Origin of the sequence: Streptomyces luomodiensis, from assembly GCF_031679605.1 — a bacterium.
In the GTDB taxonomy this organism is placed as follows: Bacteria; Actinomycetota; Actinomycetes; order Streptomycetales; family Streptomycetaceae; genus Streptomyces; species Streptomyces luomodiensis.
Genome location: NZ_CP117522.1, coordinates 8,014,083 through 8,036,111 on the forward strand (window position 1 = coordinate 8,014,083; position 22,029 = coordinate 8,036,111).

The 22,029-nt window shown below is 73.4% G+C and carries 17 protein-coding genes and 1 pseudogene; 13 read left to right on the plus strand and 5 right to left on the minus strand.

Features of this window, described 5'->3' with window-relative positions:
• Positions 1-16: 16 nt before the first annotated feature.
• From coaBC to PS467_RS33965, 3 genes are all read left to right on the plus strand, one after another.
• On the plus strand, positions 17-1,225 hold the full coding sequence (gene coaBC / locus PS467_RS33955; RefSeq protein WP_311038410.1) for a bifunctional phosphopantothenoylcysteine decarboxylase/phosphopantothenate--cysteine ligase CoaBC: 1,209 nt from the start codon (positions 17-19) through the stop codon (positions 1,223-1,225).
• A 241-nt stretch (positions 1,226-1,466) separates the two neighbouring features.
• Entirely contained in the window at positions 1,467-2,675 is a 1,209-nt protein-coding gene (gene metK, locus PS467_RS33960; protein WP_268975509.1) for a methionine adenosyltransferase, read from the plus strand.
• A 163-nt stretch (positions 2,676-2,838) separates the two neighbouring features.
• Positions 2,839-5,013 (plus strand): primosomal protein N', encoded by a 2,175-nt coding sequence (locus PS467_RS33965; RefSeq protein WP_311038411.1) that lies wholly within the window; start codon positions 2,839-2,841, stop codon positions 5,011-5,013.
• A gap of 60 nt (positions 5,014-5,073) precedes the next feature.
• On the opposite strand, the gene PS467_RS33970 is transcribed toward PS467_RS33965, so the two are convergent.
• Complete coding sequence (locus PS467_RS33970; protein ID WP_268975511.1) at positions 5,074-5,592, minus strand: hypothetical protein; 519 nt, start codon at positions 5,590-5,592, stop codon at positions 5,074-5,076.
• 289 nt (positions 5,593-5,881) lie between these two features.
• On the opposite strand from PS467_RS33970, the gene fmt reads away from it, so the two are divergent.
• From fmt to PS467_RS33985, 3 genes are all read left to right on the plus strand, one after another.
• On the plus strand, positions 5,882-6,814 hold the full coding sequence (gene fmt, locus PS467_RS33975) for a methionyl-tRNA formyltransferase (RefSeq protein ID WP_311038412.1): 933 nt from the start codon (positions 5,882-5,884) through the stop codon (positions 6,812-6,814).
• Positions 6,815-6,907: 93 nt separating this feature from the next.
• Complete coding sequence (locus PS467_RS33980) at positions 6,908-8,860, plus strand: ABC transporter ATP-binding protein (protein ID WP_311038413.1); 1,953 nt, start codon at positions 6,908-6,910, stop codon at positions 8,858-8,860.
• A 43-nt stretch (positions 8,861-8,903) separates the two neighbouring features.
• A complete protein-coding gene (locus PS467_RS33985) occupies positions 8,904-10,376 on the plus strand; it encodes an RsmB/NOP family class I SAM-dependent RNA methyltransferase (RefSeq protein WP_311038414.1) in 1,473 nt (490 codons plus the stop codon).
• A gap of 28 nt (positions 10,377-10,404) precedes the next feature.
• Here the strand turns inward: PS467_RS33985 and PS467_RS33990 are convergent, their stop codons facing one another.
• The gene (locus PS467_RS33990; protein WP_311038415.1) at positions 10,405-11,412 is read right to left on the minus strand and encodes a serine hydrolase; all 1,008 of its coding nucleotides are present in this window, start codon (positions 11,410-11,412) and stop codon (positions 10,405-10,407) included.
• Positions 11,413-11,558: 146 nt separating this feature from the next.
• Here PS467_RS33990 and rpe point away from each other — a divergent pair, with 146 nt between their 5' ends.
• Both rpe and PS467_RS34000 read left to right on the plus strand, forming a co-directional pair.
• A complete protein-coding gene (rpe, locus tag PS467_RS33995; RefSeq protein WP_311038416.1) occupies positions 11,559-12,257 on the plus strand; it encodes a ribulose-phosphate 3-epimerase in 699 nt (232 codons plus the stop codon).
• Positions 12,258-12,368: 111 nt separating this feature from the next.
• Entirely contained in the window at positions 12,369-13,358 is a 990-nt protein-coding gene (locus PS467_RS34000; RefSeq protein ID WP_268977212.1) for a sugar-binding transcriptional regulator, read from the plus strand.
• Between the two features lie 270 nt (positions 13,359-13,628).
• On the opposite strand, the pseudogene PS467_RS34005 reads toward PS467_RS34000, so the two are convergent.
• Positions 13,629-14,210 (minus strand): annotated as a pseudogene (locus PS467_RS34005) (lanthionine synthetase LanC family protein); the annotation flags it as partial.
• Positions 14,211-14,373: 163 nt separating this feature from the next.
• On the opposite strand from PS467_RS34005, the gene PS467_RS34010 reads away from it, so the two are divergent.
• Positions 14,374-15,837 (plus strand): GuaB1 family IMP dehydrogenase-related protein, encoded by a 1,464-nt coding sequence (locus PS467_RS34010; RefSeq protein WP_268975517.1) that lies wholly within the window; start codon positions 14,374-14,376, stop codon positions 15,835-15,837.
• 95 nt (positions 15,838-15,932) lie between these two features.
• On the opposite strand, the gene PS467_RS34015 is transcribed toward PS467_RS34010, so the two are convergent.
• Both PS467_RS34015 and PS467_RS34020 read right to left on the minus strand, forming a co-directional pair.
• The gene (locus PS467_RS34015) at positions 15,933-16,724 is read right to left on the minus strand and encodes a DUF2637 domain-containing protein (protein WP_311038417.1); all 792 of its coding nucleotides are present in this window, start codon (positions 16,722-16,724) and stop codon (positions 15,933-15,935) included.
• On the minus strand, positions 16,721-16,927 hold the full coding sequence (locus PS467_RS34020; RefSeq protein WP_268975519.1) for a hypothetical protein: 207 nt from the start codon (positions 16,925-16,927) through the stop codon (positions 16,721-16,723). Before PS467_RS34020 ends, PS467_RS34015 begins: the two co-directional genes overlap by 4 nt.
• A gap of 310 nt (positions 16,928-17,237) precedes the next feature.
• On the opposite strand from PS467_RS34020, the gene PS467_RS34025 reads away from it, so the two are divergent.
• From PS467_RS34025 to PS467_RS34040, 4 genes are all read left to right on the plus strand, one after another.
• Positions 17,238-18,710 carry an amino acid permease gene (locus PS467_RS34025; protein WP_311038418.1) on the plus strand — a complete coding sequence of 491 codons (1,473 nt, stop codon included), beginning with the start codon at positions 17,238-17,240 and terminating at the stop codon, positions 18,708-18,710.
• A 10-nt stretch (positions 18,711-18,720) separates the two neighbouring features.
• Positions 18,721-19,176, plus strand: coding sequence for an Lrp/AsnC family transcriptional regulator (locus PS467_RS34030; RefSeq protein ID WP_268975521.1), 456 nt, complete (start codon positions 18,721-18,723; stop codon positions 19,174-19,176).
• A 251-nt stretch (positions 19,177-19,427) separates the two neighbouring features.
• Entirely contained in the window at positions 19,428-20,225 is a 798-nt protein-coding gene (locus PS467_RS34035) for a carbon-nitrogen hydrolase family protein (protein WP_311038419.1), read from the plus strand.
• 79 nt (positions 20,226-20,304) lie between these two features.
• Positions 20,305-22,014 (plus strand): flavin monoamine oxidase family protein, encoded by a 1,710-nt coding sequence (locus PS467_RS34040; protein WP_311038420.1) that lies wholly within the window; start codon positions 20,305-20,307, stop codon positions 22,012-22,014.
• The last annotated feature ends 15 nt before the right edge of the window (positions 22,015-22,029 follow it).

The window sequence follows — 22,029 nt, forward strand, 5'->3', positions numbered from 1 at the left end:
TGGGGAGAGCCGAGCGATGGACAAGCCGAGGGTGGTCCTGGGTGTCAGCGGTGGGATCGCCGCCTACAAGGCGTGCGAGCTGCTGCGCCGCCTCACCGAGTCCGGCCATGCCGTACGCGTCGTGCCGACCGCCTCGGCGCTGCACTTCGTCGGCGAGGCGACCTGGTCGGCGCTGTCCGGGCAGCCGGCGACGACCGAGGTCTGGACGTCCGTCCACGAGGTGCCCCACGTCCGCATCGGCCAGTCCGCCGACCTGGTCGTGATCGCCCCCGCCACCGCCGATCTGCTCGCCAAGGCCGCCCACGGCCTGGCGGACGACCTGCTCACCAATACGCTGCTCACCGCGCGATGTCCGGTGGTCTTCGCACCCGCGATGCACACCGAGATGTGGGAGCACCCCGCCACCCAGGAGAACGTGGCGACGCTGCGCCGCCGCGGCTCGATCGTCATCGAGCCCGCCGTGGGACGGCTCACCGGTGTGGACACCGGCAAGGGGCGGCTGCCGGACCCCGGGGAAATCTTCGAGGTCTGCCGGCGGGTGCTGGCCCGCGGCGCCGAAGCGGCCACCCCCGACCTGGCCGGCCGCCATGTCGTGGTGAGCGCCGGCGGCACCCGTGAGCCGCTGGACCCGGTGCGCTTCCTCGGCAACCGCTCCACCGGCCGGCAGGGGTACGCCCTGGCCCGTGCCGCCGTCGCCCGGGGCGCGCGGGTGACGCTCGTCTCGGCCAACAGCGAGCTGCCGGATCCGGCCGGTGCCGACGTGGTGCGCGCGGGCACCGCGGCACAGCTGCGGGAGGCCGTGCTCAAGGCCGCCGCGGACGCCGACGCCGTGGTGATGGCCGCCGCCGTCGCCGACTTCCGCCCCGCGCACTACGCCGAGGGGAAGATCAAGAAGCGTGACGGCGTGGAGCCGGAGCCGATCGCCCTGGTGCGCAATCCGGACATCCTCGCGGAGATCTCCGCGGAGCGCGCCCGCCCCGGCCAGATCGTCGTCGGGTTCGCCGCCGAGACCGACGACGTGCTCGCCAACGGCCGCGCCAAGCTCGCCCGCAAGGGGTGCGATCTGCTGGTGGTGAACGAGGTCGGGGAGCACAAGACCTTCGGCGCCGAGACCAACGAGGCCGTGGTGCTCGCCGCCGACGGCACCGAGACGGCCGTGCCGCACGGCCCCAAGGGCGCGCTCGCCGACACCGTCTGGGACCTGGTGGTCCGCCGCCTGGGATGAGCCCGGCCCCGCGGCCGCCGTGCGGCCGATCGGGCTCATGACACGTCCGCATCCCGGAGGCGTGGCTGTATTTCCGCTTGAGGCAGGGTATCTTCCCGGACACGGCCTGCCCGTTCTGTGGGACGGGGATGCTTGACCGGTGGACGTGCCGGATAAACTGGCCCAGGAACCGCGCCGGGCGCAGCCCCCGAGCGGTCCCGACCATGATCAGCCAGCAGCCGCTGCAACCCCAGGGAGCGATGTGTCCCGCCGCCTGTTCACCTCGGAATCCGTGACCGAGGGCCACCCCGACAAGATCGCCGACCAGATCAGCGACACCATCCTCGACGCCCTGCTCAAGGAGGACCCGACCTCCCGGGTCGCCGTCGAGACCTTGATCACCACCGGCCTGGTGCACGTGGCCGGGGAGGTGACCACCAAGGCGTACGCCCCGATCGCGGCCCTCGTCCGGAACAAGATCCTCGAGATCGGCTACGACTCGTCGAAGAAGGGCTTCGACGGCGCCTCCTGTGGCGTCTCGGTGTCGATCGGCTCACAGTCCCCGGACATCGCGCAGGGTGTGGACTCCGCCTATGAGCTGCGGGTCGAGGGCGACGAGGACGAGCTGGACAAGCAGGGCGCGGGCGACCAGGGCCTGATGTTCGGGTACGCATGCGACGAGACGCCCGAGCTGATGCCGCTGCCGATCAACCTGGCGCACCGGCTCTCCCGCCGGCTGTCCGAGGTCCGCAAGAACGGGACCATCCCCTACCTGCGCCCCGACGGCAAGACCCAGGTCACCATCGAGTACGACGGCCACAAGGCGGTCCGCCTGGACACCGTCGTGGTCTCCTCGCAGCACGCCTCCGACATCGACCTGGACTCGCTGCTGGCCCCCGACATCCGGGAGTTCGTGGTCGAGCACGTGCTGAACGAGCTGGTCGAGGACGGCATCAAGCTGGAGACCGAGGGCTACCGCCTGCTGGTCAACCCCACCGGACGGTTCGAGATCGGCGGCCCGATGGGTGACGCCGGCCTCACCGGCCGCAAGATCATCATCGACACCTACGGCGGCATGGCCCGCCATGGCGGCGGCGCCTTCTCCGGCAAGGACCCCTCCAAGGTCGACCGCTCCGCCGCCTACGCCATGCGCTGGGTCGCCAAGAACGTGGTGGCCGCCGGACTCGCCCAGCGCTGCGAGGTGCAGGTCGCGTACGCCATCGGCAAGGCCGAGCCGGTCGGCCTCTTCGTCGAGACCTTCGGCACCGCCGCGGTCGACGCCGAGAAGATCGAGAAGGCCATCTCCGAGGTCTTCGACCTTCGCCCGGCCGCGATCATCCGCGACCTCGACCTGCTGCGCCCGATCTACGCCCAGACCGCGGCGTACGGCCACTTCGGCCGTGAGCTCCCCGACTTCACTTGGGAGCGCACCGACCGCGTCGACGCCCTCCGCGCCGCGGCGGGCCTGTAGGACCCGACCCCCGGGGCCGGCAGGGCCCCGGGACGGTCACGGCTTCGGCGAAGGCCCGGACGCCCCCGCGGCGTCCGGGCCTTCGCGTTCTCCCTGCCCGTGCGTGGCCGGCCCTGTCCGCGCGGGTCCGTCCCTGTCCGTGCGGTCTGCTAAGACTTGATCTGTGAGCAGGGACAACGAGCGGCCGAAGGACCCGGCGCAGCCGTCGGGAGGCGAGCAGCTCGCGCTCATCCGGGAGACCGTGCGCAAGGCCAAAGTGCCCCGGGCCAAGCCGCGGACCTGGCGCGGGGCCGCGCTGGCCGGCGAGCTGCCGGTGGCGCGGGTGCTCGTCGACAAGGGCCCGGTCCACCTCGACAAGCTGTGGGACTACGCGGTGCCGGCCGAGATGGACGCCGAGGCCCGGCCCGGAGTGCGGGTGCGGGTGCGGTTCGGGGCCGGCACGGGGAAGGTGCGCGAGGGGCGGCGCGAGGGCGGCGGACTGCTCGACGGCTACCTCATCGAGCGCGTCGCCGAGTCCGAGTACCGGGGCCCGCTGGCCGCGCTCGCGCAGGTGGTCTCCCCGGAGCCGGTGGTGGGGCCGGGGCTGCTGGCGCTGTGCCGGGCGGTCGCCGACCGGTACGCCGGATCGCTCGCCGATGTGCTCCAGCTGGCCCTGCCCAAGCGCAACGCCCGCGCCGAAGGTGAGCCGTCACCGCCGCCGCTGCCCCCGCCGGGACCGCCCGCGCCCGGCAGCTGGGACCGCTATCCGGCCGGGCCCGGGTTCCTGGAGGCGCTGGCCCGCGGTGACCGGCCGCGCGCCGTATGGACCGCGCTGCCCGGACCGCACTGGCCCCGGGAGTGGGCCACCGCCGTAGCCGCCACGCTCGCCTCCGGCCGCGGGGCGCTCGTCGTCGTCCCCGACGGGCGGACCGCCGCGCGGGTGGACGCGGCGCTCGCGGAGGCGCTCGGCGGTCCGGGGCGGCATGTGCTGCTCACCGCCGACCTCGGGCCCGAGGAGCGCTACCGCCGCTGGCTGGCGGTCAGCCGGGGCTCGGTCCGGGCGGTGGTGGGCACCCGGGCGGCGATGTTCGCACCCGTCCGGGACCTGGGGCTGGTGGGGATCTGGGACGACGGGGACCGCAGCCACAGCGACGACCGGCTGCCCCAGCCGCACGCCCGCGATGTGCTGCTGCTGCGCGCCGTCCATGAGCGGACGGGCTTTCTGCTGGGCGATCTCGGCCGTACCGTCGAGGCCGCCCAGCTGGTGGAGAACGGCTGGGCCCGGCCGCTGGAGGCCGGGCGTGAGCAGGTCCGGGCGGCCGCCCCGCTGATCCGTACGGTCGACGAGGGCGAGGTGGCCCGCGACGCGGAGGCCCGCGCCGCCCGGCTGCCCACGCTCGCCTGGCAGACCGTACGGGAGGCGCTGACCCGGGGCCCGGTGCTGGTGCAGGTGCCGCGCCGGGGCTATGTGCCGAGGCTGGCCTGTGAGCGCTGCCGGGAGCCCGCGCGCTGTGCGCACTGCTCGGGTCCGCTGGAGGCGCGGGACGCGGACCATCTAGTGTGCGGATGGTGCGGGCGGGCCGAGTCCTCCTGGCACTGCCCCGCATGCGGGGGCGTACGGCTGCGGGCGTCCGTCGTGGGCGCCCGGCGCACCGCCGAGGAGCTGGGCCGGGCCTTCCCGGCCGTCCCCGTCCGCACCTCCGGCCGGGACCATGTGCTGACCTCGGTGCCGGACCGCCCCGCGCTCGTCGTCAGCACACCGGGCGCCGAGCCCGTGGCGGAGGGGGGCTACGCCGCGGCGCTGCTGCTCGACGGCTGGGCCCTGCTCGGCCGCCCCGATCTGCGCGCCGGTGAGGACGCGCTGCACCACTGGCTGGAGGCGGCGTCGCTGGTCCGCGGCCACGGCGCGGGGGGCGGGGACGGCGAGAGCGATCGGGGCGGCACCGTGGTGATCATGGCCGAGCCGACGCTGCGGCCCGTCCAGGCGCTGGTTCGCTGGGACCCGGCCGGATACGCGGCGCGTGAGCTGGCCGAGCGGTCCCAGCTGGGCTTTCCGCCCATCTCACGGATGGCGGCGGTGACCGGCCCCGCGGAGGCGGTGGAAGAGCTGATCGCCTCGGCCGGACTGCCCGGGGAGGCCGAGAAGCTGGGTCCCGTGCCGCTGCCCCCGGCGCCCCCCGGCCGCCCGCGCCGCCCCGGGGACCCGCCGCCGGGCGAGGTCTGGGAGCGTGCGCTGCTCCGGGTGCCCCCCGGCCAGGGCAGCGCCCTCGCGGCGGCCCTCAAGGAGGCGAAGGCCCGCCGCCTGGCCCGGGGGGTGAAGGACCCCGCGGTGCGGATCGACCCTCTGGACATCGGCTGAGCCGGTCCTTGCCCAGTCCGCGGACGGCACCTCCCGGCGGTGGCCGGGACTGACCCGGCGTCAGCCGTGGCGGGGGCCGGGGAAGGGGCTGGAGCTGGGCCGGGGGTCCTCGCGGAGGTGCGGCGTCGACTGCGGCGGGACCGTGCGCGCGGCGGGCACCGAGGGGACGGCGGCGGACTCGGCGGGGCGGCCGGTGGACGGCTCGCCGCCCTCGGACGCGTTCTTCGCGGCGGCCCGGCGGGCGCCGTAACGGCGGTGCACCGCCTGCTTGGTGACGCCGAGTGCCGAGCCCACCGCGTCCCAGGAGAAGCCGAGCGAGCGGTCGAAGTCGACCGCCGCCGTGACCAGTGTCTCGACGCTGTCCCGCAGCTCCTGGGCGAGCCGCACGGTGGGGGCCGGGGCGCGTCCGTAGACCACGAAGCCGGCGGACGGGCCGGTGCGCCGGGGGCGGTAGACATTGCCGAGCTGGGCGGTGAGCGTGCGCAGCGCGTCCACCTGCCGGCGGACCCGCTCGATGTCCCGGACCAGGAGGTGCAGGCTGGCCCGTGCCTGGGCGTCATGAGTTGCGTGGTCGGCCATGTACAAGCCTCTCGAACCGGCGTTGACGGGGGATGGGGTGGATGAGGGATGCGGTGCTGGACGGGGAAGAGGGACGGACGGCGGGAAACGCGTCGGGCCGCTCGGCGGCGGCCCGACGCGGGTCAATCTGCCTTGACCAACGCGGCACCCGCCCGTCGGTCACGGTCCGGGGGCGTGCGGGAGTCCGCCCGTACGCCCCCTCGCCTCGGCGGACCATAGACTTCAGACGCTGTTCCCGAGTGCCCGACGTTCGTGTCGTATCCGCTGTGTGAGAGGTAGTTCGCCACCCATGAGGCTCGTCTTCGCCGGTACCCCCGAGGTCGCCCTGCCCGCTCTGGACGCGCTGATCGCGTCGGAGAAGCACGAGGTGGTGGCCGTGGTGACCCGTCCCGACGCGCCAGCCGGACGCGGTCGCCGGATGGTGGCCGGCCCGGTCGCCGAGCGGGCCGAGGAGGCGGGCATCGAGGTGCTCAAGCCCGCCAGGCCGCGCGACCCGGAATTCCTCGCCCGGCTCGGCGAGATCGCGCCGGACTGCTGCCCGGTGGTGGCCTACGGCGCGCTGCTGCCCAAGGCCGCGCTGGACATCCCGGCGCACGGCTGGGTCAATCTGCACTTCTCGCTGCTCCCCGCGTGGCGGGGCGCGGCCCCCGTGCAGCACGCCGTGCTCGCGGGCGACGAGATGACCGGCGCCTCGACGTTCCAGATCGAGGAGGGGCTGGACTCCGGGCCGGTGTTCGGGGTGGTGACGGAGGAGGTGCGGGCCACCGACACCAGCGGCGATCTGCTGACCCGGCTCGCCCTCGCCGGTGCGGGGCTGCTCGCGGCGACGATGGACGGCATCGAGGACGGCACCCTGCGCCCGGTGCCGCAGCCGGCCGAGGGCGTCTCGCTCGCCCCGAAGATCACCGTCGAGGACGCGCGGATCGACTGGACGGCGCCCGCCCTGCGCGTCGACCGGCTGGTGCGGGCGTGCACGCCCGCACCGGGGGCGTGGACCACCTTCCGGGGGGAGCGGCTGAAGGTCGTCTCGGCGCGGCCGGTGGCGGACCGTACGGACCTGGAGCCCGGCCGTCTGGCCGCGACCAAGAAGGCGGTGTACGTGGGCACGGGCAGCCATGCCGTGGAGCTGACCTGGGTGCGTCCGCAGGGCAAGAAGCCGATGCTCGCGGCGGACTGGGCGCGCGGGGTGCGGATCGCGGAGGGCGAGCGGCTCGGCGCCTGACCGGGGGCGGGAGGTGGGCGCGCCGGGGCGGTGGGAGTTGACCTCAACCTAAGTTGAAGTCTTACGTTCCTCACGAGACCTCGGAGGTACGTGATGGACATGCAGGCCACCGCCTGGCAATCCCTTTACCGGACGGCCAATGCCGCAGACGACCGGCGGCCCTTCTCCCGCGAGACACTGCGCCGCATCGGCGCCTTCGCCCGTCCGCACCGCCGCCCGCTGCTGCTGTTCCTGGTGCTGAGCACGGTCACGGCGGTGCTCGCGGTGGCTACACCGCTGCTGGCCGGCCGGGTGGTGGACGCGATCGTCCACCGTTCGGGACAGCAGACGGTCCTCGGGCTGGCCGGGCTCATCGCCGCGATCGCCGTGGCCGAGGCGGCCCTGGGGCTGCTGACCCGCTGGCTGTCGGCGAACATCGGCGAGGGGCTGATCCTCGATCTGCGCACCGCCGTCTTCGACCACGTCCAGCGGATGCCGGTGGCGTTCTTCACCCGGACCCGCACCGGTGCGCTGGTCAGCCGGCTCAACAACGACGTGATCGGCGCGCAGCGGGCGTTCAGCGACACCCTCTCCGGGGTGGTCGGCAATGTCGTGACGCTGCTGCTCACCCTGGTCGTGATGGTCGGGATCTCCTGGCAGATCACCCTGCTGACGCTGCTGCTCCTGCCGCTCTTCCTGCTGCCCGCCCGCCGGGTGGGCGGGCGGCTGGCGAAGCTGCGGCGCGAGGCGGCCGCGCACAACGCGGCGATGGGCACCCAGATGACCGAGCGCTTCTCCGCGCCCGGGGCGACGCTGGTCAAGCTGTTCGGCCGGCCCGCCGAGGAGTCCGCCGCATTCGCCGTACGGGCCCGGCGGGTGCGGGACATCGGGGTGCGCACCGCGATGGTCCAGGTCTCCTTCGTGACCGCCCTGACCCTGGTCTCCGCCCTGGCCCTCGCCCTGGTCTACGGCCTCGGCGGCTGGTTCGCGCTGCACGGGCGGCTCGACCCCGGCGCCGTCGTCTCGCTCGCGCTGCTGCTCACCCGGCTCTACGCGCCGCTGACCGCGCTGGCCGGGGCGCGGGTGGAGGTCATGAGCGCGCTGGTCAGCTTCGAGCGGGTCTTCGAGGTGCTCGACCTTCAGCCGCTGATCACCGAGAAGCCGGACGCCCGGGAGGTCCCGGAGGGGCCGGTGTCGGTCGAGTTCGACCGCGTCGACTTCGGCTACCCGGCCGCGGACAAGGTCTCCCTCGCCTCTCTGGAGGAGGTGGCCACCCTGGACACCCGCGGTGGCGTCCAGGTCCTGCACCAGGTGTCCTTCCGCGCCGAACCGGGCCAGATGGTCGCGCTGGTGGGCTCCTCCGGCGCCGGGAAGTCGACCATCGCGCAGCTGCTGCCGAGGCTCTACGACGCCGACGCCGGCGCCGTACGGATCTCCGGGGTGGACGTCCGCGACCTGACCGCCGGCTCGCTCCGCGCCACCCTCGGCCTGGTCACCCAGGACGGCCATCTCTTCCATGACTCGATCCGCGCCAATCTGCTGCTGGCCCGGCCCGAGGCCACCGACGAGGAGCTGTGGGAGGTGCTGCGCCGGGCCCGGCTGGAGGGACTGATCGCGGCCCTGCCGGACGGTCTCGACACCGTCGTGGGCGAACGCGGCTACCGGCTCTCCGGCGGTGAGCGCCAGCGGCTGACCATCGCCCGGCTGCTGCTGGCCCGCCCCCGTGTGGTGATCCTCGACGAGGCCACCGCGCATCTGGACGCCACCTCGGAGGCCGCCGTGCAGGAGGCGCTCGCCGAGGCACTGGAGGGGCGCACCGCGGTGGTGATCGCCCACCGGCTGTCCACGATCCGGGCCGCGGATCTCATCCTCGTCGTGGAGGACGGCCGGATCGTGGAGCGCGGTACGCACACCGCGTTGCTGGCCGCCGGCGGTCGCTACGAGGAGCTGTACCGCACCCAGTTCGAGCAGCCGGCGGCCAAGGACGCGTTGGCCGTGGACGGGAGGACCGTGGACGGGACGGCCGTGCCCGGCGGCCCCACGACCGCCGAGGCCCCGGCGACGTAGGCTGGTCCCTTCAGCCCGATCCGTCCCCCGGAGCACATTTCCCGTGACCGACCAGCCCCGTCGTCGCCGCCCCCACGCCCCGAACCGGCCAGGCAAGCCCTACCGCCGTCCGCAGAAGGACCCCGTGCGGATCCTCGCCTTCGAGGCGCTGCGGGCGGTCGACGAACGGGACGCGTACGCCAACCTCGTGCTCCCGCCCCTGCTGCGCAAGGCGCGGGAGAGCGCGGAGGCCGGCCACGGGCCGCGGTTCGACACCCGGGACGCGGCGCTCGCCACCGAGCTGGTCTACGGCACGCTGCGCCACCAGGGCACCTATGACGCGATCATCGCCGAATGCGTGGACCGCCCGCTGCGCGAGGTGGATCCGCCGGTGCTCGATGTGCTGAGCCTCGGCGCCCACCAGCTGCTGGGCACCCGTATCCCCACGCACGCCGCCGTCTCCGCGAGCGTCGAGCTGGCCCGGGTGGTGCTCGGCGACGGGCGGGCCAAGTTCGTCAACGCCGTGCTGCGCCGGATCGCCGGCCATGACCTCGACGGCTGGCTGGAGCGGGTCGCCCCGCCCTACGACGAGGACCCCGAGGAGCATCTGGGCGTCCGCCACTCGCATCCGCGCTGGGTCGTCTCCGCCCTGTGGGACGCGCTCGGCGGCGGCAGCGCCGGTATGGAGGAGCTGCTGGCCGCCGACAACGAACGGCCCGAGGTCACCCTCGTCGCCCGGCCCGGCCGGGCCACGGCCGGGGAGCTGCTGGCCGCGGTGGGCGAGGGGGCCGCGGTGCCGGGCCGCTGGTCCCCGTACGCGGTGCGGCTCACCGAGGGCGGCGAGCCCGGGGCGCTGGAGGCGGTGCGCGAGGGGCGCGCCGGGGTGCAGGACGAGGGCAGCCAGCTGGTGGCCCTCGCACTGGCCAACGCCCCGCTGGAGGGGGCGGACCGGCGCTGGCTGGACGGCTGCGCCGGCCCCGGCGGCAAGGCCGCGCTGCTCGCCGCGCTCGCCGCGGAGCGCGGCGCCTTCCTGCTGGCCGCCGAGAAGCAGCCGCACCGGGCCCGGCTGGTGGCCAGGGCCCTGGCGGGCAACCCCGGCCCGTACCAGGTGATCGCCGCGGACGGCACCCGGCCGCCGTGGCGGCCCGGCGGTTTCGACCGGGTGCTGGTGGACGTGCCGTGCACCGGGCTCGGTGCGCTCCGCCGCCGCCCCGAGGCCCGCTGGCGGCGCCGCCCCGAGGACCTCGACGGCTTCGCCCCGTTGCAGCGCGGGCTGCTGCGGGAGGCCCTGGCCGCGGTGCGGATCGGCGGGGTGGTCGGCTACGCGACCTGTTCCCCGCATCCGGCCGAGACCAGGGCCGTGGTCGAGGACGTCCTCAAGGGGCGTGGCGGCCCGCCCGCCACCGCGGAGTGGATCGACGCCCGCCCGCTGCTGCCCGGGGTGCCCGAGCTGGGCGACGGCCCCGACGTCCAGCTGTGGCCGCACCGGCACGGTACGGACGCGATGTATCTGGCCCTGCTGCGCCGCACCGGCTGACCGCACCCGGCCCGGTCCCGGGGCGCGGCTATTCCTCCGGGACCGCCGGCAGGGCCTCCCGGGGCCGGTCGGTCGGGGCGTAGCGGGTATCGGCGCGGGCGGTCGGGCTGAGGTCCTCGTGCACCGCGCGGGCCACCGCCTCGATGGTGGCCACGCCCGCCTCCATGGTGTGGTTGTCCTGGGTGAGCACGGTAAGCGTGTAGTCGTGGCCGCCGCCGGTGAAGGCGCCGATGCTGTGCACCCGCCAGCCGTGCGTGGACCGCTCCAGCCAGCCGTTCTTCACATGGATCCGGGTGCCGCCCGGGGCACCGGCCGGGGTGCCCCAGCGCTGGGCGTGGACGACCTTGCCCATCAGGGTGAGGAGGTACCGGCGGGAGGCGTCGCTGAGCACCGTGTTCGGGTGGGTGATCAGGCCCAGGAGCCGTTCCTGGTCGTTCGCGGTGATCCGGGTGAGGCCCCAGTAGCCGTCCTTACCGGGCACGGTGTCGGTCATTCCGGCCGTCCGCAGGAACGCCGTGACCCGGGCGGGTGTGAGCTGCTTCCACAGCTTGCTGGTCGACCCGTTGTCCGACTTGGTGATCATGGCGGTGGCCAGGGTCTTCTCGCGCTTGGTCAGGGCCCGGCGGTGATGTTGCGCGTCCCACAGCAGCGTCGCCAGGACCGTCACCTTCACCACGCTCGCGGAATCGAACCGCTGGTTCGCGCGCAGGGTGCAGGAGGTGTGCGTGGTGTGATCGCGGAGGCTGATCGCGGTGGTGGCGGACCGGCCGCGCAGCGCGGCCGCGATGTCCTTGGACAGCTTGCCGGCCAGCCCGGACCGGTGCGAGACGCAGACCGGGCGCGTTGCGGTGGCCGCGGTGGTGGCGGTGGCCGCGGTGGTGGCGGCAGAGGTGGCGGAGGCGGCCGGGGCGGTGGCGGAGGCGGCCGAGGCGGCCGAGGCGGGCCCCGCCCCGGCGACCGGCGCCATGACGACGGCCGCCGCCAGCGCCGCGCACACCACGGCGCGGGGGTGTCGGGGTAGTCGGTGTCTCGTCACCCGGATCGCCTGTTTCCCTCGTCCCCATGATCCCGTCTCCGACGCCGTCCGTCGATCCGGGCGGGACCCAAGTGATCACGGCGGTGGGCGCCTTCGCGCTGATCCCGGCTCCATGGACCGGCGCCGGTCGTGGGAGGCTTGGTGCCATGGCCCTCCAGATCAGTCCCAGCATCCTGTCCGCAGACTTCTCCCGCCTGGCGGACGAGGCCAAGGCGGTGGAAGGCGCCGACTGGCTCCACGTCGACGTCATGGACAACCACTTCGTCCCCAACCTCACCCTCGGTGTCCCTGTGGTCGAAGCGCTGGGCAAGGCCACGGACACACCGATGGACTGCCATCTCATGATCGAGGACCCGGACCGCTGGGCGCCGCAGTACGTCGAGGCGGGGGCCGGTTCGGTCACCTTCCACGTGGAGGCCGCGGCCGCGCCGGTCCGGCTGGCGCGCGAGATCCGGGCCAAGGGCGCGCGGGCCTCGATGGCGCTCAAGCCGGCCACGCCCATCGAGCCGTACGAGGACCTGCTGCCCGAACTGGACATGCTGCTGGTGATGACCGTGGAACCCGGCTTCGGCGGCCAGGCGTTCCTGGACATCATGCTGCCGAAGATCCGCCGCACCCGGCAGCTCATCGACAAGCACGGACTGGAGCTGTGGCTCCAGGTGGACGGCGGGGTCTCGGCCGCCACCATCGAGCGGTGTGCCGAGGCGGGCGCCGATGTGTTCGTGGCGGGCTCGGCGGTCTACGGTGCCCAGGACCCGGCCAAGGCCGTCAGCGAACTGCGCGGGCTCGCCGAGAAGGCGACCGGCGCCCCCGGAACACCCGGCCACGCGGCTACCGGTCGGTGAACTCACGGGCAATGGGCAAACCAACTCCGCCGTTTCTGACAGGATGAACGGTGAGTCCGGACAGTGAATAGTGAGGAGACCGCGGTGTCGACGGGCCGTTCAGCCACGCGGATGGGACCCGCCGAACTGGTGCAGGCGGCGGCCATGGCGCGCCGCTTCTACCTCGAGGGCAAGTCCAAGATCCAGATTGCCGAGGAGTTCGGCGTCAGCCGCTTCAAGGTCGCGCGTGTGCTGGAGACGGCGCTCGAGCGCGATCTGGTGCGCATCGAGATCCGAGTTCCCGCCGAACTCGACGCCGAGCGCTCCGACGCGCTGCGCGCCCGCTACGGGCTGCGCCACGCGGTCGTCGTGGAGTCCCCGGCCGACGCCGAGGCCGACACCCCGGACCCGGAGAACCTGGGCGAGGTGGCCGCGGACCTGCTGGGCGAGCTGGTGACCGAGGGGGACGTGCTGGGGCTGGCCTGGGGACGTTCCACGATCCACATGGCGGCCGCGCTGCACCGGCTGCCCCCGTGCACCGTGGTCCAGCTCACCGGCGTGTACGACGCGGGTACGGCGGAGCGCGGTTCGGTGGAGGCGGTGCGCCGCGCCGCCGCCGTCTCCGGCGGGGAGGCGCACCCCATCTACGCGCCGATGCTGCTGCCGGACACGGCCACCGCGGACGCCCTGCGCGGCCAGACCGGGATCGCCCGCGCCTTCGAGTACTTCGACAAGGTCACCGTGGCCTGCGTCTCCATCGGCTCCTGGGAGGCCGGGATCTCCACGGTCTACGACATGCTGTCGGAGGAGGAGCGGGCCCACTACGAGAGCCTGGGCGCCGCCGCCGAGATGTCGGCCCACCTCTTCGACGCCGAGGGCCGCCGCATCGGCCGTGACCTGGGCGAGCGCTGCATCACCGTGGAGGCCGACCGGCTGCGCCGGATCCCCGAGGTGGTGGCCATCGCGGGCGGCCGCCGCAAGGCCGAGGCGATCGGGGCGGTGCTGAGGTCCGGCCTGGTCACCAGCCTGGTGACGGACACCGCCGCGGCGGACCACCTGCTCGCCGAGATCACCCCCGGCGCCCGCCCCGCCCTGGACCGCGCGGACCCGGACGGCGCATAGCCGGCCGCCTACGCCCTGACGGGCGGAGCGTCCCGGCCCCGCGACGCCCGGCACGGTGCCCCAGCCACGGCCGGGGGACGCCGGCCCGCGACGCCGGCGCGGCGCCTCCGGCCACCGCCGGGATGCGTGGCGTCTCCGGTACGGCTGGGAGATGTCGGCTTGTGACGCTCGGCGCGGCGTCTCCGGCCACGGCTGGGAGGCGTCGGCTTGCGACGCCCGGCATGGCGCCCCGGCACGGTCGGGGGACGTGGCGCCTCCGGCCATGCGCCCGGTGATCCGGGCCAGCCCGGCGAGGCCGTGACACAGTCCGGGGTCGTCGATCCCCCGCAGGCCGCCGGGGCGGGCGAAGACCGCCCGTATCGCCTCGGCCGCGGTGTGCACCCACGCGTCCTCGCCGAGCGCGACTCCGGCGAGGTGGAGCGCGCGGGCGATGCCCGGGGTGCCGTAGCACCAGCTCGCCCGCTGGGGCTCCAGGACCGGCCGGGCGGGGGCCAGTTCCTGGTCGGCGGAGACCGTACCGGGCCATCCGGGGCCGGCGTCCGGGTGCTCCTGACGCCAGCTCATCAGCCATCGGGCGATACGGCGGATGGCCGTGTCGTGGTCGGGGACGCGCAGTCCGCGCGTCCAGCACAGGGACAGCAGCGCGAGCGGTCCGGCGGCACCGTGGGCGAGGCCCAGGTCGAGCACCCACTCCCGTCGCCGCGGGTCCGCGGCGGCGGGCCACGGGGGGCTGAACCAGCCGGGCAGCGGTCCGGCCTCGGCCGTGACGGGCTCGGTTGGCACGAAAGGGCACCCAACGGCGTCTTGGAGTAGATGATCATGGACCGGCGGCGGCCGCGACGCGTCGGTCACTCGCCCTCGGGCGGACGCTCGGGTAACGTTTCGACGTAAGGCAGGTTGCCTGCCGGCACGGAGCAACCCCCGCGGCCCCTCTTCGGAGGACTATATGAGTGCGGGGGTCTTTTGTTGTGCCGCCGCGGAGCGACCTGCGTCGTTTCGCGTGAATGTGAGACTCATGCGTTTCCTCGAGCCCGGTACGGGACGCCACGTGGAATCGTCCCCGGTTCCCTACGACCTGACCTACGACGATGTGTTCATGGTGCCGAGCCGCTCCGCGGTCGGCTCCCGCCAGGGGGTGGACCTGGCCTCGCCCGACGGCACGGGCACCACCATTCCGCTCGTCGTCGCCAACATGACCGCGATCGCCGGCCGCCGCATGGCCGAGACGGTGGCCCGCCGCGGTGGCCTCGTCGTCATCCCGCAGGACATCCCGATCGACGTCGTCACCGATGTCGTCCGCTGGGTCAAGAACCGCCATCTGGTGCTGGACACCCCGATCGTCCTCGCCCCCTCGGGGACCGTCGCCGACGCGCTGTCGCTGCTGCCCAAGCGGGCGCACGGCGCGGGGGTGGTGGTCGAGGACGGGCGTCCGGTGGGGGTGGTGACCGAGTCCGACCTGACCGGCGTGGACCGCTTCACGCAGCTGTCCGAGGTGATGTCGCGGGAGCTGATGGTGCTCGACGCGGACATAGACCCCCAGGAGGCGTTCAACCGCCTCGACGCCGCCCACCGCAAGCTGGCGCCCGCGGTCGACGCGGACGGGAAGCTGGTGGGCATCCTGACCCGCAAGGGCGCGCTGCGCGCGACGCTCTACAAGCCCGCGGTGGACGCCGCGGGCCGGCTGCGGATCGCCGCCGCCATCGGGGTCAACGGCGATGTGGAGGGCCGTACGAAGGCGCTCCTGGACGCCGGGGCGGACACCCTCGTCGTGGACACCGCCCACGGCCACCAGGAGTCGATGATCAGCGCGCTCAGGGCGGTCCGGGACCTCGGCCCGCGGGTGCCGGTGGTGGCGGGCAACGTCGTGGCCGCCCAGGGGGTGCGCGATCTCATCGAGGCCGGTGCCGACATCGTCAAGGTCGGCGTCGGACCGGGGGCGATGTGCACCACCCGGATGATGACCGGCGTGGGCCGGCCGCAGTTCTCCGCGGTGCTCGAATGCGCCGCCGAGGCGCGGAAGTTCGGCAAGCACGTGTGGGCCGACGGCGGCGTACGCCACCCCCGCGACGTCGCCATGGCGCTGGCCGCCGGGGCGTCCAACGTCATGATCGGCTCCTGGTTCGCGGGGACGTACGAGTCGCCCGGCGACCTCCAGCACACCGCCGAGGGCCGGCCGTACAAGGAGAGCTTCGGCATGGCGTCGGCGCGCGCGGTGCGCAATCGCACCAGCGAGGAGTCGGCGTACGAGCGGGCCCGCAAGGGGCTGTTCGAGGAGGGCATCTCCACCTCGCGGATGTTCCTGGACCCGGCCCGGCCGGGGGTCGAGGACCTGATCGACGCGATCGTCGCGGGTGTGCGCAGCTCCTGCACCTACGCGGGCGCCGCGTCGCTGGAGGAGTTCCACGAGCGGGCCGTGGTGGGCGTGCAGAGCGCCGCCGGCTACGCGGAGGGCCAGCCGCTGCACGTCTCCTGGGATTGAGGCTCAGCGGGGGCCGGCTCCGGTCCGGCCCACACACGACCGTGGCCCCACTCGGCTCGGGTGAGTGGGGCCACGGCGATCTCTCGTGGTGTGCCTCACCTCGCCACTCCGCGCTGCTCACCCCTGGTGCGGGGGAGCGCGTGGCGCGGGGGGCTGGTGAGGGTGATCTGCCGCACCAGCTGGTGGAACGAGACCAGCGCGGCGACCGGGGGAAGACCGGCGACGGCCATGCTGGGCGCGTTCTTCGGGGCGTGGGCGACACACAGGAACACCGCGATGGTGGAGAAGAGCACCACCACGGCCCAGGAGTGGGCCGCGCCCCGGCGGTGCAGGGCGGCCCGCAGCACCGACAGCGAGGCGACCAGCCAGGGTCCGTAGACCAGCAGGGGCCACCACGCCGCCATGGACTCCGAGGTGCTCGGGGAGGCCAGATAGCGCAGCGGACGGTAGGAGATCATTCCGCCGAGCACGCTCAGCATGGCGACGATGACCGTGGTGACGGCCGCGAAGAGCAGGCTGATCACGTGCAGCCACGGCATCGTCGGCAGCCGGAACCGGACCCGGCGGCGCTTGCCGCGCCCGCGCACATGCGCGGGGGAGGGGGAGGGCGAGGGGGCGCGGAGCGGGCCGGCCGGTCCGATGGGGCCGGTGGTGTGCACCGGCTCCTCGGCGGAGGTGGTCTGGAGCAGCCGGGCCAGGTCTCCCTCCAGGTCCCAGCGGCTCTCGATGGTCTCCGGGTCGGGCAGGGAGAAGTCGGGCAGCGGGAAAGGGTTCATCTCATGGTCGACGGCCGCCTCGAACCGCTCCCCGGGAGGGGGCGCGGGGGCGGGTCGGTGGCCGGTGGGAGAGGGCCCGTAGCCGCCCGGCCTCGGCTCGGTGTACGTCATGCCGTGACGCCCGGTTCCGGGGTGTCGGAGCGCTGGAGGAAGTCGGCCTCGATCCGGCCCAGCGCCCGGAGGAAGTCCTCCCACACTCTCGCGCGGTATTCGAGCGGATAGCGCTCGCCGTCACCCCCCTGGTCACGGGGCCGGAACACGGGTTCGGCCGGGAGGCGGGAGTGATCGGGTGGTTGCAGGCTGTCAGTGGTCACGTCCCCACCAACGACCGCTAAAATAGTGCAGTATCGCGGCATTCGGGTGAAACGCGCGCTGACGCGCGCAGTGTCTCGCAACGATTCCACGCCGCGCGCCCCCGCGCGCAACGTTGCGACGGGGATGCGCAACCATGGTGCATTACGGCCGTCGGCGGACGGCTCATAGGGTCTTGCGCTGACGTGGAGTGGCGGGGACCGGCTGCTCGGCGATTCCAACCTGCGGGTTTGCCTTCCGGGCACCCGTATGTCCGCAGTTCGGTCGCCACCACCTGATGGCAGCGATGGCAGCGATGAAGGAGCCACCCAAGTGTCGGAGCACGGCGCAGCACCGCCCGCTACCCAGCAACCGGAATCAGACCCTCCGGTCGGTGGACTGGGCGCCCGGCTGATGCGGCGCAAGCCGGTGGAGCGGCTGGTCGCCGAGGGCGGCCAGGGTGAGGGCGGGAGCCTGCGGCGCTCGATGGGCGTATGGCAGCTCACCATGATCAGCATCGGTGCCACGCTGGGCACCGGTATTTTCGTGGTGCTCGGCGAGGCGGTACCGGACGCCGGACCTGCGGTCGTGGTGTCCTTCGTCATAGCCGGTCTCACCGCGCTGTTCTCCGCGCTGTCCTACGCCGAGCTGGCGGGCACCATCCCGGTCTCCGGCTCCTCCTACTCCTACGCCTACGCCACCATGGGCGAGCTGATCGCCTGGATCTGCGGCTGGTGTCTGATCCTGGAGTACGGGGTCTCGGTGGCGGCCGTCGCCGTCGGCTGGGGCGAGTACCTCAACGAACTCCTCGACGGTGCCTTCGGCGTCACCATCCCCGACGCCCTGGCCGCCCCGCCCGGGGACGGCGGCGTCTTCAATCTGCCCGGTCTGCTGGTGGTGCTGCTGGCCATGGCGTTCCTGCTGGGCGGCGCCAGGGAGAGCGCCCGCGCCAACGCGATCATGGTGGGTGTGAAGATCGCGGCGCTGATCCTGTTCTGCGCCGTCGCCTTCACCGGCATCCGGGCCGGGAACTACACCCCGTTCATGCCGCTGGGCATGGCGGGCGTCAGCGCCGCCGGTGCCACCCTCTTCTTCTCCTACATCGGCTTCGACGCCGCCTCCACGGCCGGTGAGGAGGCCAGGAACCCGCAGCGCGACCTGCCCCGCGCGATCATGCTCTCGCTGGTCGTCGTGACCGCGCTGTACTGCCTGGTCGCCGCCGTGGCGGTGGGCGCCCTGCCGTGGCAGCGGTTCTCCGGCACCGAGGCCGCGCTCGCCTCGATCATGAAGGATGTCACCGGCCAGGGCTTCTGGGCCGTGCTGCTCGCCGCCGGTGCGGTCGTCGCGATCGCCTCCGTGGTGCTGACCGTGCTCTACGGGCAGACCCGCATCCTCTTCGCGATGTCCCGGGACGGGCTGGTGCCCAAGGTCTTCTCCACGGTCCACGCCGGGACCGGGGTGCCCCGCGCCAACACCCTCATCGTCTCGCTCTTCTGCGGTGTCCTCGCCGCCGCGGTCCCGCTCGGCCAGCTCGCCGACGCCACCAGCATCGGTACGCTCTTCGCCTTCGCGCTGGTCAACATCGCCGTGATCGTGCTGCGCCGGACCCGGCCCGCCATGCCCCGCACCTTCCGGGTGCCGCTGTCCCCGCTCTTCCCGCTGATCGGCTTCGCGCTGTGCCTGTGGATGATGAGCAGTCTCCAGCCGGTGACCTGGGTGGTGTTCGGGGGCTGGATGGCCGTTGGCCTTGTGCTGTACTTCGCCTACGGCTTGCGCCGATCCCGACTGGCCACGGCAGAGAAGTGATTCCCCCGCAGTGCGACTGAACGATCTCGACGAACGCATCGTCCACGCCCTCGCCGAGGACGCCCGCCGCTCCTACGCCGACATCGGCGAACTGGTCGGACTGTCCGCGCCCGCCGTCAAACGGCGGGTGGACCGGCTGCGCGCCGAGGGCGCCATCACCGGCTTCACGGTGCGGGTCGACCCGGCGGCGATGGGGTGGGAGACCGAGGGCTTCATCGAGCTGTTCTGCCGCCACAAGACCTCCCCGGCCGACATCCGGCGGGGCCTGTCGCGCTACCCCGAGGTGGTGTCCGCGTCGACCGTCACCGGTGACGCGGACGCCATCGTCCAGGTCTTCGCCTCCGATATGCGCCACTTCGAGCGGGTGCTGGAACGGATCGCGGGGGAGGCGTTCGTGGAGCGCACCAAGTCCGTGCTGGTGCTCTCGCCCCTGCTGCGGCGGTTCGGCTCGGGGACGCCCTCGTAGGCGCGGACGGCGCCGAACGGTGCTGCACGGCGCCGAATGGTGCTGCACGGCGCTGAACGGCGCCGGGGCGGCGGCGCCGGCCGAGCGGGAGGTCCGGTGCGAGGGCCCGGTGCGCAATGAATCGCCGCGCACCGCGCCCCACGCGTCATGAATCGACGCCGGACGCAATGATCGCGCCTTGTTGGGCGATCCGGAGGCGACGTACTGTTTTTACGCCCCTCCGCCCGCCCGTCTCGCCTCAAGGTCTGCCCATGCCGCCGCTGCGCACCGCTCTGCTCCAGAACTCCGGTCACCCCGGCGACCCCGCCCAGAACCTCAAGGTCCTCGACGAGGCCGCCGCCCGCGCGGCGGCCGACGGGGCCGGGCTGCTCGTCACCTCCGAGATGTTCCTGACGGGCTATGCCATCGGCGGCGGCGTACGGGAGCTGGCCGAGCCCGCCGACGGGCCGAGCGGCCGGGCCGTGGCCGAGATCGCCCGGAACCACGGCCTCGCCATCCTCTACGGCTACCCCGAGCGCCACGCGGGAGCCGTCCACAACTCCGCCCGGCTCGTGGGCCCGGACGGCACCGAACTCGCCAACTACCGCAAGACCCACCTCTACGGCTGCTTCGAGCGGGACGCGTTCACCCCCGGCGAGACCCCCGTCGTCCAGGCAACCCTCGGCGAGCTGACCGTCGGCATCCTGATCTGCTACGACGTGGAGTTCCCGGAGAACGTCCGGGCCCACGCCCTGGCCGGGACCGATCTGCTGCTGGTGCCCACCGCGCAGATGCACCCCTTCGAGTTCGTCGCCGAATCCCTGATCCCGGTACGGGCCTTCGAAAGCCAGATGTACATCGCGTACGTCAACCGCAGCGGACCCGAGGGGGAGTTCGACTTCATCGGCCTCAGCTGCCTGGCCGGGCCCGACGGCGCCACCTGTCTGCGGGCCGGCCGCGGGGAGGAACTCCTCCTCGGCGACGTCGCCCCCAAGCTGCTGGCCACCTCGCGCCGGATCAACCCGTATCTGCGCGACCGCCGCCCCGGTCTGTACAGCTCTCTCGGCTGATCCGGCCCCGCCGCACCCGACCCACCCGTACCGCCCAGTACCACCCGTACCACCCTCAGCAGCCAGGAGTCCGTAGCCCATGACGTCCACGGTGCCCAACGCCGTCCACGACGAGCGGGACGCGCACGCTCCCGATCCCCTTCCGCCCGTCACCATGTTCGGTCCGGACTTCCCCTACGCCTACGACGACTACCTCGCCCACCCCGCGGGCCTGGGCCAGATACCCGCGACCGAGCACGGCGCCGAGGTCGCGGTCGTCGGCGGCGGTCTGTCCGGCATCGTCACCGCCTACGAGCTGATGAAGATGGGTCTGAGGCCTGTGGTCCACGAGGCCGACCGGATCGGCGGACGGCTGCGTACCGTCGGCTTCGAGGGCTGTGACGACTCGCTGACCGCCGAGATGGGCGCGATGCGCTTCCCGCCGTCCTCCACCGCCCTCCAGCACTACATCGACCTGGTGGGCCTGCGGACCGAGCCGTTCCCCAACCCGCTGGCCCCCGACACCCCCTCGACCGTCGTCGACCTCAAGGGCCGGTCCCACTACGCCCGCACCATCGACGATCTGCCCCCGGTCTACCGCGAGGTGGCCGACGCCTGGCGGACCTGTCTGGAGGAGGGAGCGGACTTCTCGGACATGAACCGCGCCATCCGCGAGCGGGACGTCCCCCGGATCCGGGAGATCTGGGCGCGGCTGGTGGAGAAGCTCGACAACCAGACCTTCTACGGCTTCCTCTGCGACTCCCCGGCCTTCGCCTCCTTCCGCCACCGGGAGATCTTCGGCCAGGTCGGCTTCGGCACCGGCGGCTGGGACACCGACTTCCCCAACTCCATCCTGGAGATCCTGCGGGTCGTCTACACCGAGGCCGACGACCACCACCGCTCCATCGTCGGCGGCAGCCGGCAGCTTCCGCTGCGGCTGTGGGAGCGAGAGCCCCAGAAGATCGTCCACTGGCCCCAGGGCACCTCGCTGTCCTCGCTGCACGGCGGTGCGCCCCGGCCGGCCGTGACCCGGCTGCACCGGGCCGCGGGCGACCGCATCGTGGTGACCGACGCGAGCGGTGACATCCGCTCGTACCGGGCGGTGGTCTTCACCGCGCAGTCCTGGATGCTGCTGTCCCAGATCGACTGCGACGACTCGCTCTTCCCGATCGACCACTGGACGGCGATCGAGCGCACCCACTACATGGAGTCCAGCAAGCTGTTCGTGCCGGTGGACCGGCCGTTCTGGCGGGACAAGGACGAGCGCACCGGCCGGGACACGATGAGCATGACGCTCACCGACCGGATGACCCGCGGCACCTATCTGCTGGAGACCGGCCCGGACCGGCCCGCCGTCATCTGCCTCTCGTACACCTGGTGCGACGACAGCCTCAAGTGGCTGCCGCTGTCGGCCAACGAGCGGATGGAGGTGATGCTCAAGTCGCTCTCGGAGATCTATCCGGGCGTCGACATCCGCAAGCACATCATCGGCAGCCCGGTCACCGTCTCCTGGGAGAACGAGCCCTACTTCATGGGCGCGTTCAAGGCCAACCTGCCCGGCCACTACCGCTACCAGCGGCGGCTGTTCACCCACTTCATGCAGGACCGGCTGCCCGCCGACCGGCGGGGCGTCTTCCTCGCGGGCGACGACATCTCCTGGACGGCGGGCTGGGCCGAGGGCGCCGTCCAGACCGCGCTCAACGCGGTCTGGGGCGTCATGCACCACTTCGGCGGCTCCACCGATCCCACGAACCCCGGGCCGGGCGACCTGTACGACCGGATCGCGCCCGTCGAACTGCCCGAGGACTGAAGCGGTCCGGCGGGA

Excerpts from the sequence above, each read along its gene's own strand:
- PS467_RS34010 (WP_268975517.1), top strand. The coding sequence starts at position 14,374 with ATGCGTTTCCTCGAGCCCGGTACGGGACGCCACGTGGAATCGTCCCCG.
- fmt (WP_311038412.1), top strand. The coding sequence starts at position 5,882 with ATGAGGCTCGTCTTCGCCGGTACCCCCGAGGTCGCCCTGCCCGCTCTG.
- PS467_RS33970 (WP_268975511.1), bottom strand. The coding sequence starts at position 5,592 with ATGGCCGACCACGCAACTCATGACGCCCAGGCACGGGCCAGCCTGCAC.
- rpe (WP_311038416.1), top strand. The coding sequence starts at position 11,559 with ATGGCCCTCCAGATCAGTCCCAGCATCCTGTCCGCAGACTTCTCCCGC.
- PS467_RS33980 (WP_311038413.1), top strand. The coding sequence starts at position 6,908 with ATGGACATGCAGGCCACCGCCTGGCAATCCCTTTACCGGACGGCCAAT.
- coaBC (WP_311038410.1), top strand. The coding sequence starts at position 17 with ATGGACAAGCCGAGGGTGGTCCTGGGTGTCAGCGGTGGGATCGCCGCC.
- PS467_RS34040 (WP_311038420.1), top strand. The coding sequence starts at position 20,305 with ATGACGTCCACGGTGCCCAACGCCGTCCACGACGAGCGGGACGCGCAC.
- PS467_RS34015 (WP_311038417.1), bottom strand. The coding sequence starts at position 16,724 with ATGACGTACACCGAGCCGAGGCCGGGCGGCTACGGGCCCTCTCCCACC.
- PS467_RS34035 (WP_311038419.1), top strand. The coding sequence starts at position 19,428 with ATGCCGCCGCTGCGCACCGCTCTGCTCCAGAACTCCGGTCACCCCGGC.
- PS467_RS34000 (WP_268977212.1), top strand. The coding sequence starts at position 12,369 with ATGGGACCCGCCGAACTGGTGCAGGCGGCGGCCATGGCGCGCCGCTTC.